This is a genomic window from Pleomorphomonas carboxyditropha (assembly GCF_002770725.1).
GTDB lineage: Bacteria > Pseudomonadota > Alphaproteobacteria > Rhizobiales > Pleomorphomonadaceae > Pleomorphomonas > Pleomorphomonas carboxyditropha.
In genome coordinates, this window is sequence record NZ_NQVN01000011.1 from 128,722 (window position 1) to 146,776 (window position 18,055).

General features: G+C 66.6%; 15 protein-coding genes. 10 read left to right on the forward strand and 5 right to left on the reverse strand.

The features are described from left to right. Positions 1-38: 38 nt before the first annotated feature. The 3 genes from cydB to CJ014_RS27875 all read right to left on the reverse strand — a co-directional run bounded on the left by cydB (position 39) and on the right by CJ014_RS27875 (position 2,793). Positions 39-1,043, reverse strand: coding sequence for a cytochrome d ubiquinol oxidase subunit II (gene cydB / locus CJ014_RS16530; protein WP_100081589.1), 1,005 nt, complete (start codon positions 1,041-1,043; stop codon positions 39-41). Further along, entirely contained in the window at positions 1,033-2,451 is a 1,419-nt protein-coding gene (locus CJ014_RS16535; protein ID WP_100081590.1) for a cytochrome ubiquinol oxidase subunit I, read from the reverse strand. Before CJ014_RS16535 ends, cydB begins: the two co-directional genes overlap by 11 nt. Positions 2,452-2,655: 204 nt before the next feature. Beyond that, positions 2,656-2,793, reverse strand: coding sequence for a hypothetical protein (locus CJ014_RS27875; protein ID WP_165790869.1), 138 nt, complete (start codon positions 2,791-2,793; stop codon positions 2,656-2,658). Positions 2,794-2,956: 163 nt separating this feature from the next. Between CJ014_RS27875 and CJ014_RS16540 the strand changes: the two genes are divergently transcribed. The 4 genes from CJ014_RS16540 to CJ014_RS16555 all read left to right on the forward strand — a co-directional run bounded on the left by CJ014_RS16540 (position 2,957) and on the right by CJ014_RS16555 (position 8,534). After that, on the forward strand, positions 2,957-5,290 hold the full coding sequence (locus tag CJ014_RS16540; RefSeq protein ID WP_100081591.1) for a glucose/quinate/shikimate family membrane-bound PQQ-dependent dehydrogenase: 2,334 nt from the start codon (positions 2,957-2,959) through the stop codon (positions 5,288-5,290). A 217-nt stretch (positions 5,291-5,507) separates the two neighbouring features. Next, entirely contained in the window at positions 5,508-7,619 is a 2,112-nt protein-coding gene (gene katE / locus CJ014_RS16545; protein ID WP_100081592.1) for a catalase, read from the forward strand. Positions 7,620-7,627: 8 nt separating this feature from the next. After that, entirely contained in the window at positions 7,628-8,236 is a 609-nt protein-coding gene (locus tag CJ014_RS16550) for a cysteine hydrolase family protein (RefSeq protein WP_100081593.1), read from the forward strand. Positions 8,237-8,327: 91 nt separating this feature from the next. Beyond that, the gene (locus CJ014_RS16555; protein ID WP_100081594.1) at positions 8,328-8,534 is read left to right on the forward strand and encodes a hypothetical protein; all 207 of its coding nucleotides are present in this window, start codon (positions 8,328-8,330) and stop codon (positions 8,532-8,534) included. 110 nt (positions 8,535-8,644) lie between these two features. On the opposite strand, the gene CJ014_RS16560 is transcribed toward CJ014_RS16555, so the two are convergent. Next, positions 8,645-9,814 carry an ROK family transcriptional regulator gene (locus CJ014_RS16560; protein WP_100081595.1) on the reverse strand — a complete coding sequence of 390 codons (1,170 nt, stop codon included), beginning with the start codon at positions 9,812-9,814 and terminating at the stop codon, positions 8,645-8,647. Between the two features lie 202 nt (positions 9,815-10,016). On the opposite strand from CJ014_RS16560, the gene CJ014_RS16565 reads away from it, so the two are divergent. From CJ014_RS16565 to CJ014_RS16590, 6 genes are all read left to right on the forward strand, one after another. Further along, complete coding sequence (locus CJ014_RS16565; RefSeq protein WP_425351924.1) at positions 10,017-11,297, forward strand: ABC transporter substrate-binding protein; 1,281 nt, start codon at positions 10,017-10,019, stop codon at positions 11,295-11,297. A 133-nt stretch (positions 11,298-11,430) separates the two neighbouring features. Beyond that, positions 11,431-12,315: a carbohydrate ABC transporter permease gene (locus CJ014_RS16570; RefSeq protein ID WP_100081596.1), complete on the forward strand. Its 885-nt coding sequence runs from the start codon at positions 11,431-11,433 to the stop codon at positions 12,313-12,315. Beyond that, positions 12,315-13,166 (forward strand): carbohydrate ABC transporter permease, encoded by an 852-nt coding sequence (locus CJ014_RS16575; protein WP_100081597.1) that lies wholly within the window; start codon positions 12,315-12,317, stop codon positions 13,164-13,166. The genes CJ014_RS16570 and CJ014_RS16575 overlap by 1 nt, the downstream gene beginning before the upstream one ends. A 26-nt stretch (positions 13,167-13,192) precedes the next feature. Then, positions 13,193-14,329 carry an ABC transporter ATP-binding protein gene (locus CJ014_RS16580; protein ID WP_100081598.1) on the forward strand — a complete coding sequence of 379 codons (1,137 nt, stop codon included), beginning with the start codon at positions 13,193-13,195 and terminating at the stop codon, positions 14,327-14,329. A 16-nt stretch (positions 14,330-14,345) separates the two neighbouring features. Further along, entirely contained in the window at positions 14,346-16,484 is a 2,139-nt protein-coding gene (locus CJ014_RS16585) for a beta-galactosidase (RefSeq protein WP_100081599.1), read from the forward strand. Between the two features lie 187 nt (positions 16,485-16,671). Continuing rightward, positions 16,672-16,983 carry an MTH1187 family thiamine-binding protein gene (locus CJ014_RS16590; RefSeq protein WP_100081600.1) on the forward strand — a complete coding sequence of 104 codons (312 nt, stop codon included), beginning with the start codon at positions 16,672-16,674 and terminating at the stop codon, positions 16,981-16,983. Here CJ014_RS16590 and CJ014_RS16595 read toward each other — a convergent pair. Next, positions 16,970-17,962 carry a lactate/malate family dehydrogenase gene (locus tag CJ014_RS16595; RefSeq protein WP_100081601.1) on the reverse strand — a complete coding sequence of 331 codons (993 nt, stop codon included), beginning with the start codon at positions 17,960-17,962 and terminating at the stop codon, positions 16,970-16,972. The genes CJ014_RS16590 and CJ014_RS16595 overlap by 14 nt on opposite strands. Positions 17,963-18,055: the final 93 nt, after the last annotated feature.

The window sequence follows — 18,055 nt, forward strand, 5'->3', positions numbered from 1 at the left end:
CGGCGCCCTCGGGTCACGCAGGGTCAGCCGGACCATGGTCAATGATAGCCCTCCCCGGGCCGCACCTTGCCGCGGAACACCCAGTAGGCGTAGGCGGTATAGGCGAGGATGATGGGGATCAGCACCAGCGCGCCGACCAGCAGGAAGGCCAGGCTGGCATGCGGCGCCGCCGCCTGCTGGATGGTGAGCGAGGGGGGAACGATATAGGGGTAGAAGCTGATGCCGATGCCGGCGAAGCCCAGCACGAACAGCCCCAGCGCGGCGAGAAACGGCGGCGCATCCTTCTGGCGGTTGAGGCCGGAGATGATGACGGCGACGCAGGCCAGCACCAGCAACGGCACCAGGACGCTGAAGATCACCGCCGGAAAGCTCAGCCAGCGGCCGAGATAGTGCGGCCCGATCAGCGGCGTCCACAGGCTGAACACGCCCATGCCGAGAAGGGTGAGATAGGTGGCCGGGCGGGCGATCTCGCGCGCCCGGGCGGCGAGATCGTCGGTGGTTTTCAGCACCAGCCACGTCGCGCCGAGCAGCGCGTAGCCGATCACCAGGGAAATGCCGGTCGCCACCGAGAAGGGCGTCAGCCAGTTCCACCAGCCGCCGGCATAGGCGCGGTCGGCCACCGGAATGCCTTCGATCAGCGCGCCGAGCGCGATGCCCTGCGAGAAGGCGGCCACCGTCGAGCCGACGCAGAAGCCCCAGTCCCACACCGGCAGCCAGCGCTTGGTGCGCCAGCGGAATTCGAAGGCGACGCCGCGAAAGATCAGCCCCAGCAGCATGGCGATCAGCGGCACGTAGAGCGCCGTGAGAACCGTTGCGTAGGCAAGCGGGAAAACGGCCATCAGACCGCCGCCGCCCATCACCAGCCAGGTCTCGTTGCCGTCCCACACCGGGGCGACGGTGTTCATCATGGTGTCGCGGTCGCGTTTTTCCCGGAAAAACGGGAACAGGATGCCGATGCCGAGATCGAAACCGTCCATCACCACATAGGCCAGGACGGCGAAGGCGATCAGGAAGGCCCAGATGAAAGCCAGATCAATGCCCATGGGTGTCTCCCTGCGGTGTGCCCTGCGCCGGACCCGGGGTGATGCCGGCCGTCCTGACCGGCCCCTTGTCCAGCACCTCCTCCTCGGGCTCGGCCGGCAGGCGCGCCATCAGGCGGACGATGTAGAAGATGCCCGCTCCGAACACGAAAAAGTAGACGGCGATGAAGGCCAGCAGCGAGACGGCGACGGCGGGGGCTGCGATCGGCGATACGGATTCGGCGGTCAGCAGATGGCCGTAGACCGTGTAAGGCTGGCGCCCCACCTCGGTGGTGATCCAGCCCGCCAGGATGGCCAGGAATCCGCTGGGGCCCATGACGACGGCGGCCCGGTGCAGCCAGCGATCGGTCGTTAGCCGGCCGCGCCACCAGGCGACGGCCGACCACAGACCGAGCAGCAGCATCGCCATGCCGAGGCCGACCATGATGCGAAACGACCAGAAGACCACCGCGACCGGCGGTTCGAGCTCGTCGGGAATGGTATCGAGGCCGGCGAGAGGCTCCTTCCAGCCGTGCTTCAGGATAAGGCTGGAGAGGCCGGGGATCGAGATCGCGTAGTCGACGCGCTTGTTCTTCTGGTCGGGCAGGCCAAACAGGATGAGCGGTGCGCCATCGGGGTGGCTGTCGAAATGTCCCTCCATTGCCATGACCTTGGCCGGCTGGTGTTCGAGCGTGTTGAGCCCGTGCTGATCGCCCGCCAATATTTGCAGCGGCGTGACCACCGCCACCATGCCCATCGCCATGACGAACATCGTCGAGCTGCGCCGCGGCGCGCCTCCCCTCAGCAGATGCCAGGCGCCGCAGGCGCCGACCACCAGGGCCGTGGTGAGATAGGCGGCCAGCACCATGTGGACGAAGCGATAGGGAAAGGACGGCGTGAAGATGATCGCCCACCAGTCGAGCGGCACGAACTGGCCGGCTTCGTTCACGCCGAAACCGGCCGGCGTCTGCATCCAGGAATTGGCGGCGAGAATCCAGGTCGCCGACAAAAGCGTGCCGAGGGCCACCATGCCGGTGGCAAACAGGTGCAGGCCGTGGCCGACGCGATGGAAGCCGAACAGCATGACGCCGAGAAAGCCCGCTTCGAGGAAAAAGGCCGTCAACACCTCGTAGCCCATCAACGGGCCGATCACCGGCCCGACCTTGTCGGAGAACTGGCTCCAGTTGGTGCCGAACTGGTAGGACATGACGATGCCCGACACGACGCCCATGCCGAAGGCGACGGCGAAGATCGTCTTCCAGAACTCGAACAGCTCCTCGTAGACCTGCCGCTTGGTGATCAGCCACAACGCGTTGAGCACGAAGAGATAGCTCGCCAGGCCGATGGTGAAGGCCGGCAGGACGATATGGAAGGAAATGGTGAAGGCGAACTGCAATCGGGCGAGCAGCAGGGCATCCAGGTTTTCAAGCATCGGGCGCGGTCCCTTCCCTGCCGATTGGTCCGGTCGATCGACGGCCGGCCGGAAAATGCGGCGGACGAAAAGAACCGACCCGCCACAGCCCGGACCGAGCGTTTCGCCTCGCCTTCGGAACGCGTGTCCACACGCGCAACGCCCGTTACCGGAAAAGGTTCCGATAGCGGCCGGCAAGCCCTGCTCCGCCGAATATACCCCATCCTACTGCTGAACCGCGTGGGGTGGAAACTCCTTCTGGTCCTCGCCGCGACCAAGATTTCCACCCAGGCGGATCGCCCCGATCACCACCACGACAACGAGCAGCAGGCCCAGGGCAAGCAACAGCGGATTGGCGCGCATCTTCCGACCCCTCGGTTTCGGTACCTCCGACCAAACCCCTTGTCGAACGACTTGTTCCGCTTCGTCGCGCAAAAATAACGTTGCGAGGGAACCAAAGTCCTCGTTGGCGCTTCAATAGTGAGCGCTTCGGTGGGCGGACGTTTGGCGCAGGAGACGGCGGACGATGGTAATCTTCAGTGTCCTGGTAACCGGTTTTTTCGGCCTGATCCTCCTGGGTGGCGGGATCTATCTCATCGTTCTCGGCGGCAGCGCCTACTACCTCCTCGCCGGCGGCGGCATGCTGATCGCCGCCCTGCTGCTCTACCGGCGAAGCGCCCATGCCCTCACCGTCTACGCCGCGGTGCTGTTCGGCACGCTGGTGTGGGCGCTCTGGGAGGTCGGCTTCGACTGGTGGCAGCTCGGCCCGCGCGGCGGCCTGCCCGTCCTGCTCGGCCTCTGGCTGCTGCTGCCCTTCGTCCGGCGGCGGCTCGACCGGGCTCCGGCGTCTCCGGGCCTCGGCAGCCCTCCCGCGCTGGCGCTGGCCGCCGTCTGCGTCCTGTCGGCCATCGTCGCCGGGTGGTCGATGTTCGTCGATCCTCACGACATCGACGGCCGCCTGCCCGACAAGACGAACCAGGCGGCCGCCGACCAGCGCGGCGTGCCGGACGGCGATTGGTGGCAATATGGCCGGACGCCGCTCGGCCAGCGCTATTCGCCGCTCACCCAGATCACGGTCGACAACGTCGACGATCTCAAGGAGGCGTGGCGCTACCGGACGGGCGACGTGAAGCGGCCGGAAGACGTCGGCGAGACCACATACCAGGTGACGCCGCTCAAGGTCGGCGACACGCTCTATCTCTGCACGCCCCACAACTGGGCGATCGCCCTCGACGCGGCCACCGGCAAGGAAAAGTGGAAGTACGACCCGCAAGCCGGCCTCAACCCCAATCGCCAGCACCAGACCTGCCGGGGCGTCACCTATTATAGCGACACGGCGGCGGCGGCCGGCGCGCCCTGCGCCGAACGCATCTATCTGCCCACTTCGGACGCGCGCCTGATCGCCCTCGATGCCCGGAGCGGCGCCGTCTGCACCTCTTTCGCCGACCAGGGCGCCCTGCATCTCGAAACCGGCATGAAGTACAAGCCGGAAGGCTACTATTACTCCACGTCGCCGCCGGTCGTCGTCGGGCGGAAAATCATCATCGGCGGCGCCGTCAACGACAACTATTCCACCGAGGAGCAGTCCGGCGTCATCCGCGCCTTCGACGTCGATACCGGCGCGCTGATCTGGAACTGGGATTCCGGCAATCCCACCGAGACTGCGCCGCTGCCGCCGGGCCGGACCTATACCACCAATTCGCCGAACAGTTGGTCGGTGTTCAGCGTCGACGAGGCGCTGGGGCTCGTCTACATCCCGCTCGGCAACCAGGTGCCCGACCAGCTCGGCATGGGCCGCAGCGCCAACGTCGAGAAATACTCTTCCTCGATCGTCGCGCTGGACGTGGAGACCGGACAGGATCGCTGGGTGCGCCAGACCGTCCATCACGACCTCTGGGACATGGACGTGCCGGCGCAGCCGGTCCTCGTCGACCTGACCAAGGCCGACGGAACCACCGTGCCGGCGCTCGTCGGACCGACCAAGCAGGGCGACATCTACGTGCTCGACCGGCGGACCGGCGAACCGATCCTGCCGGTCACCGAAGAGCCGGCCCCCGGCGGCGCCATTCCCGAGGACTTCTCGGCCCCGACCCAGCCGATTTCCGCCCTCACCTTCACGCCGCCGCCGCTCCGGGAAAGCGACATGTGGGGCGTCACCATGTTCGATCAGCTCGCCTGCCGCATCCGCTTCCACCAGCTCAACTACGAGGGCCGCTATACCCCGCCGTCGCTCAACGGCACGCTGGTCTATCCCGGCAATTTCGGCGTCTTCAACTGGGGCAGCGTCGCCGTCGATCCCGATCGGCAGGTGATGTTCGGCATGCCCACCTACCTCGCCTTCACCTCGCGCCTGGTGCCGCGGGCGGACATTCCGGCGCCCGGCCAGGGCGAGAAGGGCAGCGAGCAGGGGCTCAACCGCAACGAGGGCGCGCCCTACGGCGTGGTGATGGGACCGTTCCTCGGACCGCTCGGCATCCCCTGCCAGGCGCCGCCGTGGGGCTACGTCGCCGGCGCCGATCTCTCCAGCGGCAAGATCGCCTACAAGCACCGCAACGGCACGGTCTACGACATGACCGCCCTGCCCTTGCCGATCAAGCTGGGCGTGCCCGGCATCGGCGGCCCGATGATCACCAGGGGCGGCGTCGCCTTCCTGGCGGCGGCGGTCGACAACTACCTCCGCGCCTACGACCTGACGACGGGCAAGGAGCTCTGGAAGGGCCGTCTGCCGGCCGGCGGACAGGCGACGCCGATGACCTACGCCCTCGCCGACGGCCGCCAGATGGTGGTGATCGTGGCGGGTGGCCACGGATCGATCGGCACCAAGGCCGGCGACTACGTGATCGCCTACGCCCTGCCCTGAACGATGCGGCGCGGGGGATCCCCTCGCGCCGATTTGTCCGCCGTCACCCTCGGAAGCTGCGGCGGCTGCTTTTTTGCCCTCGATAGTTTTCCTTTTGCGGGAACAAAGGCCGGCACCATGCGGTTTTTGCGCCCGATCCAGGTTTCATCATCATCGATCGTGCCGGCCTCGAAGCCGGACCAGACATTGCAATCGTGCATTTGAGGGAGTGACGAACATGGCCAGACAGGCGACCGAGACCAAACGCACTACGGCGAAAATCCATGACCAGACCTTGCTGCGCGGCGACGGCGGCGAGCTGCACCAGACCCGGGCGGGCGATGTTGCTGTCCTGACGACGGCGCAGGGCGCTCCGGTTGCCGACGATCAGAACACGCTGAGGGTCGGCGCGCCGGGACCCAGCCTGATCGAGGACTTCCACTTCCGCGAGAAGATCTTTCATTTCGACCACGAGCGCATCCCCGAGCGCGTCGTGCACGCGCGCGGCTACGGCGCGCACGGCTATTTCGAGACTTACGAATCTTTGGCCGACGTCACCCGCGCCGACATCTTCCAGCGCGCCGGCGAGAAGACGCCGGCCTTCGTGCGCTTCTCGACGGTGGCCGGCTCCGAGGGCTCGGCCGATCTTGCCCGCGACGTGCGCGGCTTCGCCGTCAAGCTCTATACCAGGGAAGGCAACTGGGACATCGTCGGCAACAACATCCCGGTGTTCTTCATCCAGGACGCCATCAAGTTCCCCGACGTCATCCATTCGGTGAAACCGGAACCCGACCGCGGCTTCCCGCAGGCCCAGTCGGCCCACGACAACTTCTGGGACTTCATCTCGCTGACGCCGGAATCGATGCACATGATCATGTGGGTCATGTCGGACCGGGCGATCCCCCGCTCCTTCCGCTTCATGGAAGGCTTCGGCGTCCATACCTTCCGCTTCCTCGATGCGCGCGACGAATCCACCTTCGTCAAGTTCCTGTGGAAGCCGAAGCTCGGCTTGCAGTCGGTGGTGTGGAACGAGGCGGTGAAGATCAACGGCGCCGATCCCGACTTCCACCGGCGCGACCTCTGGAACGCCATTCAGTCGGGCAACTTCCCGGAATGGGAGCTTTGCGTCCAGCTCTTCGACCAGGATTTCGCCGACAGCTTCGATTTCGACGTGCTCGACCCCACCAAGCTCATTCCGGAGGAAATCATCAAGCCGCGCCCCGTCGGCCGGCTGGTGCTCGACCGCATGCCGGACAACTTCTTCGCCGAGACCGAGCAGGTCGCCTTCATGACGCAGAACGTGCCCCCGGGCATCGACTTCTCCAACGACCCGCTGCTGCAGGGGCGCAACTTCTCCTACCTCGACACCCAGTTGAAACGGCTCGGCAGCCCCAACTTCACGCATATCCCGATCAATGCGCCCAAATGTCCGTTCGCCCACTTCCAGCAGGACGGGCACATGGCGATGCGCAACCCGGTGGGGCGCACCAACTACCAGCCGAATTCCCACGGCGAAGGCCCGCGCGAGGACCCGGTGCGCGGCACGCGTTCCTTCCGCGAACCGATCGACGCCCCCAAGGCCAGGCTGCGGCCGGAGAGCTTCGCCGACCATTACAGCCAGGCGCGGCAGTTCTTCCTGAGCCAGACCGTGACCGAGCAGAAGCATATCGCCATGGCGCTGACCTTCGAGCTCAGCAAATGCGAGAACCCGGTGATCCGCGAGCGCATGGTCGCCCATCTCCTCAACATCGACGAGGCGCTCGGCGCCGCGGTCGCCGACAAGCTCGGCATCGAGAAGCTGCCGAAGCCGGCCGACGCGGCCGTTCCGCCGCGCGGCGACCTGCCCGCCTCGCCGGCCCTCAGCATCATCGAGAACGGCCCCGAGAGTTTCGCGGGGCGCAAGATCGGCGTGCTGGTGTCCAACGGCTGCGACGGCAGGCTCCTCAAGGCGCTGCAGGCAGCGGCCGACAAGGAAGGCGCGATAGTGGAACTGGTGGCGCCCAAGGTCGGCGGCGTCACCAGCGCCGACGGCAAGCACCTGCCGGCGCAGCACATGATCGACGGCGGCCCTTCGGTGCTGTTCGATGCCGTCGCGCTCGTGCTGTCGGCGGAAGGCGCCGAAATGCTGGCCAAGGAAGCGGCGGCGCGCGACTTCGTGGCCGACGCCTTTGCCCACTGCAAGTTCATCGCCTTCAGCGCCGAGGCCGCCCCGCTGTTCGAGAAGGCCGGCGTCGCACCCGATGCCGACGAGGGGCTCGTTCCTCTCGATGGCACCGCGTCGGTGACCGGCTTCATCGAGAGCTGCCGCAAGCTTCGCCTGTGGGCGCGCGAAGCGGCGGTGAAGCTCTAGGAACTCCCATGGCCGCTCAAGGCTTGACGCATGGGCCGCTGGGACCGGGCACGCTGCATCTCTGCGTCGACATGCAGCGCGTGTTCGGCCCCGGCTATCCCTGGGTGATGCCCTGGATGGAGCGGGTCACGCCGGTGATCGAGACGATATGCGCGCATCACGCCGCGCATACGCTGTTCACCCGCTTCATTCCGGCCGCCCGCCCCGGCGAGGGCAGCGGCACCTGGAAACGGTACTATCGGCGCTGGGCGGAGGTGACGCTCGAGAAGGTGGGGGCCGACGCGATACGCCTCGTCCCGGCCTTCGAGCGGTTCGTGCCGCCGGCGCGGGTACTGGACAAGCACGTCTACTCGCCCTGGACCGAGGGACGCCTCGACGCGATGCTCGCCGGCTCGGACATCGATACGCTGGTCATCACCGGCGGCGAAACCGACGTTTGCGTGCTGGCCTCGGCGCTCGGCGGCATCGACCGCGGCTTTCGCGTCGTGCTGGTCGGCGATGCGCTGTGCAGCTTCGTCGACGAGACGCACGACGCGCTGATGGAACTCTATCTCACCCGCTTCACCGAACAGCTCGAAGTCGCCACCGCCGAGGAGGTGCTGGAGACCTGGCGATAGCCGGAAAACCAATCGCGCCGCCAGCGGGAACCGCGGGCTCACTTGCGGGTTGGACCTCGGAACGTTGCCCCGCCAAAACGGAGAGAAAGCCATGACCACCCGTCTGCAGGAGCTCGAAGACGAGTATCGCGACTATCTCATCGAAAGCGGCGATGCCCCGCCGGACATCCTGCGTCTCACCGCACAGGATTTCGTCAGCCGCAACGAGGACCTCGCCGCGCCCGAGGGTCGCCTCGGCGGCGAACGCTGCGATCCCCGCATCACGGAAATGGCCGCGCTGATCGGCTATCAGGCCTGACGCCCCGCCGAGGCCCGCCCGCGGGCATTCGCCTCGGCCAACTTTCCCCGCGCGTTCCGGTGCTGCCGGGCGCGCGGGGTTTTCTTTTTGGGGGAAGCTCCGGATCGGTTTCAGCCGCTCGGCGAGCGTTCGAAGTCGAATATGCCCTGCGTCGCCAGCGCCGCTGCACCGCGCGCCCAGGAGCCCGGCACCCAGTCCGGCAGCAGTTCGGGCTTGGAGAAGAACACGTTCGCCTCCATGGCGCGGCGGATGGGACCGATCAGCGCCTCGCCGAACTGAACCGCCTCGCCGCCGACCACGATGACTTCCGGATCGAACAGGTTGACCAGATCGGCGAGATGGCGGCCGATCCTCAACCCTGACTCCTCGAGAACGGACAGCGCATCCGCCTCGCCAGCCTCGACGGCCGCGACAAAGTCGGACCGCGACGCCGACGCCGACGCCGATGCCGCCCGGCGCCTCGTCCGCCACGTTTCCAGCATGAACGGTTCCGCGGCGTGGGCCATCAGGCAGCCGCGCCGCCCGCATTCGCAGAGACGCCCGCCCGGAACCGAGGTGATGTGGCCGAATCGGCCGGCGACGTTCCGCGCGCCGCGATAGATCTCGGCATTGATGATCAAGGAGGTACCGATTCCGGTGCCTACGGCCAGCGCGACGAAGTTGCGGCGATCGCGCCCCGCCCCGAACAGCTTTTGAGCGACGGCGAAGGCGCTGATATCGTCGTCGATCCAGGTCGGCACATGCACGCGCTCCCCCAGCAACTGGCCGAAAGGCAGGTCGGTCCAGCCAAAGCGAGGGCTGCGGCGACAGATGCCGTTGCGGACGTCGACCTCGCCGGGGATCGACACGCCGATGCCCATGACTTCGGTCTGCGAACGTCCGCTGTCGGCGAGCATCTGGGGCATGGCGTCCGCGATCGCCTTGATCATGCCATCGGGGCTCGTGTCGGATATCGGAGCGTGCCACGTTGCCAGGGGATTGGTCGCAAGGTCGGTCAGCACGCAGTCGATGCCGTCGGCGTTGAGCTTGAAGCCGAAGGCGAGATGCGCCTCGTAGTTGATGTCGATCGGCACCGGCCGCCGGCCGGTGGCGCCGGTCACCGCCTCCCGCTCGACAATCAGGCTCTCCTCCACCAGTTCGGCGACCACGAAGGTCACCGCCGCCGGGCTGAGGCCGGTGATGGTGGCGATCTCGGCGCGCGAGACCGGGCCGTGGCGGCGCAAGAGATTGAGGATGAGCCGGCGGTTCAGCGCCCGCGATGTACTGGAATTGCCCCGCACGATATCCCCTTAGTTTATTTCTTAAATTAACTCTTGGCGCTCCGCCAAAACTAGGCTATCAGATTTCATAAGGCAACCGGGGAGAGGTTGCCGGCGCGGCGATTTGCCGCGCCAGGAGGTCGGAACATCAGTCCAGCAGTTCTTGAGCTTCGAACGGATGCCCGTTCGGAAACGCCTCGTCATGTCTCGGGAGGAGATTGAAATGCAGAGAAACACGGATTCCATGGCCGGCGTGGCGCTCGCCACGACGCGCCGGCGGTTCATGATCGGCACCGGCGCCGTGCTGGCGGGCGGTCTGCTCGCCCGGCCGGCCATCGCCCAGGCCAGGGAACTGACCATCATTTCCAACATCGGCAATGCCGACCAGCGCACCGTGCTGCAACGCCTCGCCGACGAATACGCCAAGGCGTCGGGCGTCGCCGTCACCATCAACAACATGGATCACGAGGCCCACAAGACGGCCATCCGCAGCTATCTGGTGGTCGGCGCCCCCGACATCTGCTTCTGGTTCTCCGGCAACCGCATGAAGGCCTTCGTCAAGCGCGGCCTGTTCGACGACATTTCCGATCTCTACGAGCGCGAGGGCTACAAGGACGTGCTCGGCGCCACCACCGGCGCGCTGACGGTCGACGACCGGCAATACGGCCTGCCGCTCGGCGGCCTGCTCTGGGGCATGTTCTACCGCAAGGACGTGTTCGAGGAGAAGGGCTGGACCGCGCCGGCCACCATCGAGGACCTCCTGAAGCTCGGCGAGCAGGCCAGGTCGGCCGGCATGGTGCCGGTCAGCATGGGCACCAAGGAGATGTGGCCGGCCGCCGGCTGGTTCGATCACATGAACCTCAGGATCGGCGGCCTCGAAAAGCATCTGGCGCTGATGGACGGCAAGCTTCCCTATACCGACGCCTCGCTGAAGCCGGTGTTCGACAAATGGGAAGAGTTGATCCGCGCCGACCTCTTCACGCCCAACCATACCTCGTCGGGCTGGGAGCAGGCGGCCGCCGCGCTGGCCCAGAAGAAGGCGGCCATGATGGATCTCGCCGGCTTCATCAAATACGGCTTCCCGCCGGACGAGGTCGACCAGCTCGCCTACGTCCCCTTCCCGGTGATCGATCCGAGCATCGCCCGCTACGAGGACTTCTCGCTCAATTCGATCCACATCCCGAAGAACGGCAAGAACAAGCAGGACGCCCGCGATTTCCTTGCCTATTTCTACAAGCCGGAAAATCTCGCCGCCTTCCTCGAAGCCGAGAGCGCGGTGCCGCCGCGCAACGACTGCCCGCCCAGCAAGGATCCGCTGATCAACGCGGCGGTCGAATCGATGAAAACCGTCGTCGGCACCGCCCAGTACTACGATCGCGACACCGATCCGGACATGGCGCAGGAAGGCCTGAAGGGCTTCCAGGAATTCATGGTCAAGCCCGAGCGCCGCGACCAGATCCTCGAGCGGCTCGAAGGCACGCGCAAGCGGATCTTCAAGGAGTGACGTTCCTCCAGGCGATCGAGCCTTTCCTCCCGATCGCCCGCCTCGGGCGAGGACAGGCCTCCCCTCCCCCCGGAGAGGCCGCCTCGTCCGAGGCCTTCCTCCGTCGGCCGCACAACTCCACGGGAATGACCAGATGAGCCATCTCTGGCGGCGCCATCGCCACTGGCTGGCGCCCACCCTCTTCATCCTGCCCGGCGCGCTGCTGTTCGGCGTGGTGATCATCCTGGCGTCGATCGAGACGATCTGGGTCTCCTTCTTCGACTGGGATGGCGTCGGCCCCATGCAGTGGGTCGGCCTTGCCAACTACGAGCAGCTGTTCGCCGATCCGCAGTTCTATGTCTCGCTGAAGAACAACGTCATCTGGCTCGCCATGTTCATGCTGGCGCCGCCCCTGGGCCTGGCGCTCGCCCTGCTGCTCAACCAGGCGATCGCCGGCATGAAGTTCCTGAAATCGCTGTTCTTCGTGCCGCTGGTGCTGGCCTCGGTCACCGTCGGCGTCGTCTTCACCTGGGTCTACGACCCGACCTTCGGCCTGCTGTCGCTGATCTACGGCTGGTTCGGCGCCACCGCCCCGGCCCTCCTTTCCGACGAGCATCTGGTCAGCTTCGCCGTGGTGATCGCCGCGCTCTGGCCGCAGGTCGCCTTCTGCCTGGTGCTGTTCCTGGCCGGCCTCAACAATCTCAACGAGGACCTGATCGGCGCCGGCCGGGTCGACGGCGCGCGCGGCTTCGCCATGCTGCTGCACGTCGTGCTGCCGCAACTGCGCGAGGTGAGCTTCATCGCGCTCGCCGTCACCATCATCGGCGCCCTGCGCTCGTTCGACATGGTGGCCGTCATGACCTCGGGCGGACCGTTTGGCTCGTCCACCGTGCTCGCCTACCAGATGTACGAGCAGTCGATCTTCTCCTACCGCTTCGGCTACGGCGCCGCCATCGCCACGGTCCTGTTCGCCGTCATGGCCGTGTTCATCGCCTGGTACCTGCGCACGCTGCTGCGGCCGGAACAGGAGACCGCCTGATGTATCCCCGTCCCATTCCGGAAACCGCCCGCCCGGCCCGCGCCGCCTATGTCGCCCTGGTCGCCGCCGTGCTCGTCCTCTGGCTGTTGCCGCTCGTCACCGTGATGCTGACCTCGCTGCGCTCCTTCGAGGAGGTGATGGCCGGCAACTACTGGGGATGGCCGAAGTCGTTCAACTTCATCGAGAACTACACGGCCGTCTTCAAGCAGACGGCGCTGGCCCGCTATTTCGTCAACAGCCTGATCGTCACGCTGCCCTCGGTTATCGGCGTGCTGGTATTGTCGACGCTGACCGGCTACGTGCTGTCGCGCCATCGCTTCCCCGGCAATCGCCTGCTGTTCGCGCTGTTCGTCGGCGGCAACTTCCTGCCGGCCCAGATCATGATGATCCCGGTGCGCGACCTGATGGTCGGCCTCGGCCTCTACGATACCTATCTGGCGCTGATCATCTTCCACACCGCCTTCCAGACCGGCTTCGCCACGCTGTTCATGCGCAACTTCATCGCCGCCCTGCCGGACGAGCTGTTCCAGGCGGCGCGCGCCGAGGGCGCCTCGCCCTGGCAGACGCTCTGGCACGTCGTGGTGCCGCTGATCCGCCCGGCTCTCGCGGCACTCGCCATCCTCACCTTCACCTTCGTCTGGAACGACTATTTCTGGGCGATCGTGCTGACCCAGAGCGATGCCGTGAAGCCGGTGACCGCCGGCCTCAACAACCTGCGCGGCGAGTGGGTTTCCGCCTGGAACCTGGTCGCCGCCGCGACGATCATGGTGGCGATCCCGCCCGTCGCGATGTTCTTCCTGATGCAGCGCCACTTCATCGCCGGCCTGACCATGGGCGCGGTGAAGGGCTGACAACACGATCCGAAGGATGCCTCCCCATGGCGAGCGTCGAAATTCACAACGTTGAAAAACACTACGGCGGCTTCCACGCCCTGAAAGACATCAGCCTCACCATCGACGAAGGCGAGTTCATCGTCATGGTCGGCCCGTCCGGCTGCGGCAAGTCCACCCTTCTGAAAACCATCGCCGGGCTGGAAACCGTCACTTCCGGCCGATTGCGGATCAAGGGCCGCGACGTCACCCGCCTGGAACCGGGCGATCGCGGCATCGCCATGGTCTTCCAGTCCTACGCGCTCTATCCGCACATGACGGTGGAGGAGAACATGGGCTTCGGCCTCAGGATGGCCAAGCGCCCCAGGGCGGAGATCGACACCGCCGTGGCGCGCGCCGCCCAGATCCTGCGGCTCGAGGAGCAGCTTAGGAAATATCCCAAGCAGCTCTCCGGCGGCCAGCGCCAGCGCGTCGCCATCGGCCGCGCCATCACCCGCTCGCCCGACGTCTTCCTGTTCGACGAACCGCTCAGCAACCTCGACGCGGCCTTGCGCACCCAGATGCGGGTGGAACTGTCGACGCTGCACGACCGGCTCGGCTCCACCATGATCTACGTGACGCACGACCAGGTGGAGGCCATGACCATGGCGAGCCGCATCGTCGTGCTCAACGGCGGCCGCATCGAGCAGGTCGGCGCGCCGCTGGAGCTCTACGCCAACCCCATCAACCTGTTCGTCGCCGGCTTCCTCGGCGCGCCGCGCATGAACTTCGTCGCCGGCAGGGTGACCTCGACCAACGGCGGAAGCGCCTCGGTAACCTGTGGCGGCGACCTCAAGGTCGATTTCGACGATCTCGCCGAGACGCCGGCGGTCGGCGCGGCGGTGACCATCGGCATCCGGCCGGAGAAGCTGCGCATCGGCGATCCCGACGCCGGCACCAGCTTTCCGGCCCGCGTCCGGCTGACCGAGTACCTCGGCCGCGAGACCATCGTCTATGCCGACGCCGGCGACCTCGCCACCTCCGGATCGGACAGCGGCACCGGCGTGTTCACCATCCAGATCGGCGACATCCAGCCTTTCGCGCCCGACGCGCCCGTTTCGGTCGGCTTCGACGCCAACGCCGCCTATCTCTTCGCCCCGGATGGGAGAACGCTGTCCGCAGCCAAGCCCGTCACCCAAATCTGACAAGGAATCCAAGCCAATGAAACTTGCATCTCCGGCGCCGCTGTCGGTGTGGCGTCCGCTCGCCCTCGACGATTTCCTTGTCGGCGCGCCGCATTATCCCGAGCATGTCGACGACGGCTACTGGCAGCGCGACGCCGAGCGGATGGCGGCCGCCGGCTTCAACGTCGTGCGCATGGGCGAATTCGCCTGGCACATCCTCGAGCCGCGCGAGGGCGTGTTCGACTTTTCGCTGTTCGACCGGGCGATCGCCATTCTCGGCCAGCACGGCGTCAACACCATCTTCTGCACGCCGACGGCGACGCCGCCGCGCTGGCTGACCGCCACCTATCCGGAGGTGCTGCGCGTCGACGAGCATGGCCGCACCGCCAGCCACGGCTCGCGCCAGCACGCCGACACGGCGAGCCCCGTCTACCGCCTGCACAGCCGCCGCATCACCACGGCGCTGGCCGAGCATTATCGCGACAACCCGCATGTCGTCGGCTGGCAGACCGACAACGAACTCAACACCACCGTCTCCACTTCCTATTCGGAGGCGACGCTACGCGAGTTCCGCCGCTATCTGCGCGGCCGCTACGCCACCATCGCCGATCTCAACTACGCCTGGGGCGGCGATTTCTGGGCGCTGGCCTATGACAGCTTCGATCAGGTGGTGCTGCCGCTCACCGGCGCGCCCGGCCATCCCTCGCCCGGTCATGTCCAGGATTTCCACCGCTTCCTGGCCGCCGCCACGGCCGCCTTCCAGCACGATCAGGTGGAGATCCTGCGCGCCGCCAACCCGGACTGGTTCGTCTTCCACAACCTCGGCCGGCTGGTCGACATCGACTTCCGGGGTGAGTTCGGCCACGACCTCGACTTTCTCGGCTTCGACATCTACCCGATGCTCTACGACGAGATGCAGCGCACCGGCGGCCACGCGGCGACGCAGGCGCTGCATCTCGACGTCTGCCGCGGCTTCTCGGGCAACTTCATCGTCCCCGAGCAGGCGTCCGGCTTCGGCAGCCAGCCCGCCTTCTCGACCATGACGCCCGAGCCGGGCGAGATGCGCCGCATGGCCATGAGCTCGGTGGCGCGCGGCGCCGACGGCCTGATGTTCTTCCGCTGGCGGCCGGCGCATTTCGGCGCCGAGATCTACTGGATGGGCATCATCGACCATGACGACGTGCCCCGCCGGCGCTACGAGGAAGCGGCCCGCTTCGCCTCCGACATCGCCCGCATCAAGCGCGAGCTGCTCGGCACCTCGGTGCGCATGGACGTCGGCATCGCCGGCGCCGACTTCGACAACCAGGAGGCCTACAAGACCTATCCGATCGGTCTGCCGAGCCCGCTGGAGGACGCAACGCGCCTGCACCGCTATTGCTACGAGCACGGCATCGCCTGCGGCTTCATCCACCCGGAGGACGATCTGTCGCGCCTCAAGCTGCTCTATATCCCCCATTGGCTGATGTGGAAGCCGGAGTGGGACGAGCGCGTCGAGGCTTTCGTCAGGGCCGGCGGCACGCTGGTGGTCGGCGCCATGACCGGCACGCGCGATGCCGACAACCATATCATCCGGACGCAAGCGCCGGGGCCCGGCCTCGCCGGGCTGTGCGGCGTCCGGGTCGAGGAATTCGGCCGGGTGGCCGAGCCGGGCTCCGATGGCCTGTTCCCGATTCAGGCCGCCGAATTGGGCCAGAACAAGCCGGCCGAACGGCCGCCGGCCGGATCGACGAAGCGACGCTATCGCTTCACGCTCGGCAACCGCGAGCACGAGACGGCCCACCTCTACGAGCTCCTGGAGACGGAACCGGACGTCGAGGCGATCGGCCATTGGAGCAATCGCTTCGCGAGCGGCCGCGCCGCCGTCACCAGCCGCGAGGTCGGCGCCGGACGGGCGGTCTACGTCGGCACCTACCTCACCGATACGCTGGTCGAGGGCCTTGCCGATCAACTGTTTCCAACCGCGGGCGTCGCGCCGCTCGTCCCGGACCTGCCGCCCCATGTGGAAGTGGCGCTGCGCGAGGCGGAGGATCGCAAGCTGCTGTTCCTGCTCAACACCGACGCCGAGCCGGTGACCGTACCGGACGTGCCGGCCGGCACCGAGCTTCTGACCGGACGGCCGGTCGAAGGCGCCCTGCCGCTCGAAGCCTACGGCTGCGCCGTCGTCAGACTGAGCTGACGCGCCGGACCGGGGCACCCTCGCCTCCCGGACCGACCGGGAGGCGAGGGTGCCCGGCAGGCTTAGCGATCGCTTGTTTCTTGCCGCTCATCAGCCCACCGGTTCTTGCACCTGCACGCCGGCCGTCCGGGGCGATATGCTCATGCATCTCGTGTCGCCGGCGGTCCGGCGGTGAAAGGAGCCCCCGATGGTCCTGTTGGAATTTGCCATGTACCCGGTCGGCAAGGGCGAAAGCCTCAGCCCCTACGTCGCCCGTTCGCTCGACATCATCGACAAGAGCGGCCTCGCCTACCAGCTCACGCCCATGGGCACCATCCTCGAGGGCGAGTGGAACGAGGTGATGGCCGTGGTGACCGCCTGTTTCGAGGCGATGCGCGCCGACTGCCCGCGCGTCGAAGTGGCCCTCAAGGTCGATTATCGCGAGGGCCAGGCGAGCCGCCTCGCCAGCAAGATCGCCTCGGTCGAGGACAGGCTGGGACGCAAGCTCAGCACGGGTTGAAGGCCGGTCCGGTACCGGCATCCCTCATGGTCGCCTGGATGAACGCGGCCGACTCGGCCAGCTTCCGCGTCTCCCAGTCGTTCAGCCTGACCGGCAGTTGCCTCAGAATTCCCTCGCGGCCGATCAGGCAGGGCATGCTCAGGGCAACGTCGCCGTCGTATCCATATTGTCCGCGCAGCGTGGTGGACGCCGGATAGACGCTGCGTTCGTCGAGGAGAACCGCCTTGGCCATGGTTATCGCCGCCTGGGCGACGCCGGCGTTGGTCCAGCCCTTGCCGTTCAGCACCTCGTAGGCGGCGCTGACGATCCTTGCCTTGACCACGTCCGGATCGCCGATGTCCTCGCGCGCCTCGAAATACCGGTCGAGCTCCCCGAACGGTATTCCGCCGACGTTGACGTGGCTGAGGACCGGGAACGCCGTCCGTCCGTGCTCGCCCATCATGAAGCCGGTCACCGACTTCGGATCGATGCCATAGGTGTCGGCGATCAGTTTGCGCAGCCGGGCCGAGTCGAGCATGGTGCCCGTGCCGAACACGCGCGCCCGCGGATAATCGAACTCGTTCTCGGCGATATAGACCATCGTATCGAGCGGGTTGGTGATCAGGATGACGATGGCGTCCCTGGTATGGCGAGTGATGCCCGCCATCACCTCGCGGATGACGCCGCAGTTGGCCTTGGTCAGTTGGGCGCGATCGGGCTCGGCCTTCGGGTTGTTCGGATCGGGCGTGACGCTGGACCCCGCCGCGACGACGATCACGTCGGCGTCCGCGCACTGCTCGTATCCGCCGTTCCTGACGTCGACGTTGTTCATGTAGGTGAGCGCGGTCGCCTGCGCCTGGTCGAGCGCTTCCCCGTAGGCGACATTCTTCAGAAGATCGATGACGCCGATCCTGCCGAACAAGCCGGTCTTCATCGCGTCGGCGAGAACATAGGAACCGACGTGCCCGACGCCGACGACAACCAGCTTGTTGATATGCACGATTTCGCTTCCTGGAGATGACGGGTTGCGTGTTCGGACGCCCCGTCTCCCAGCCGTTGGCGCCTCAACGGGAACGCTGTGCTCCTACTCCCG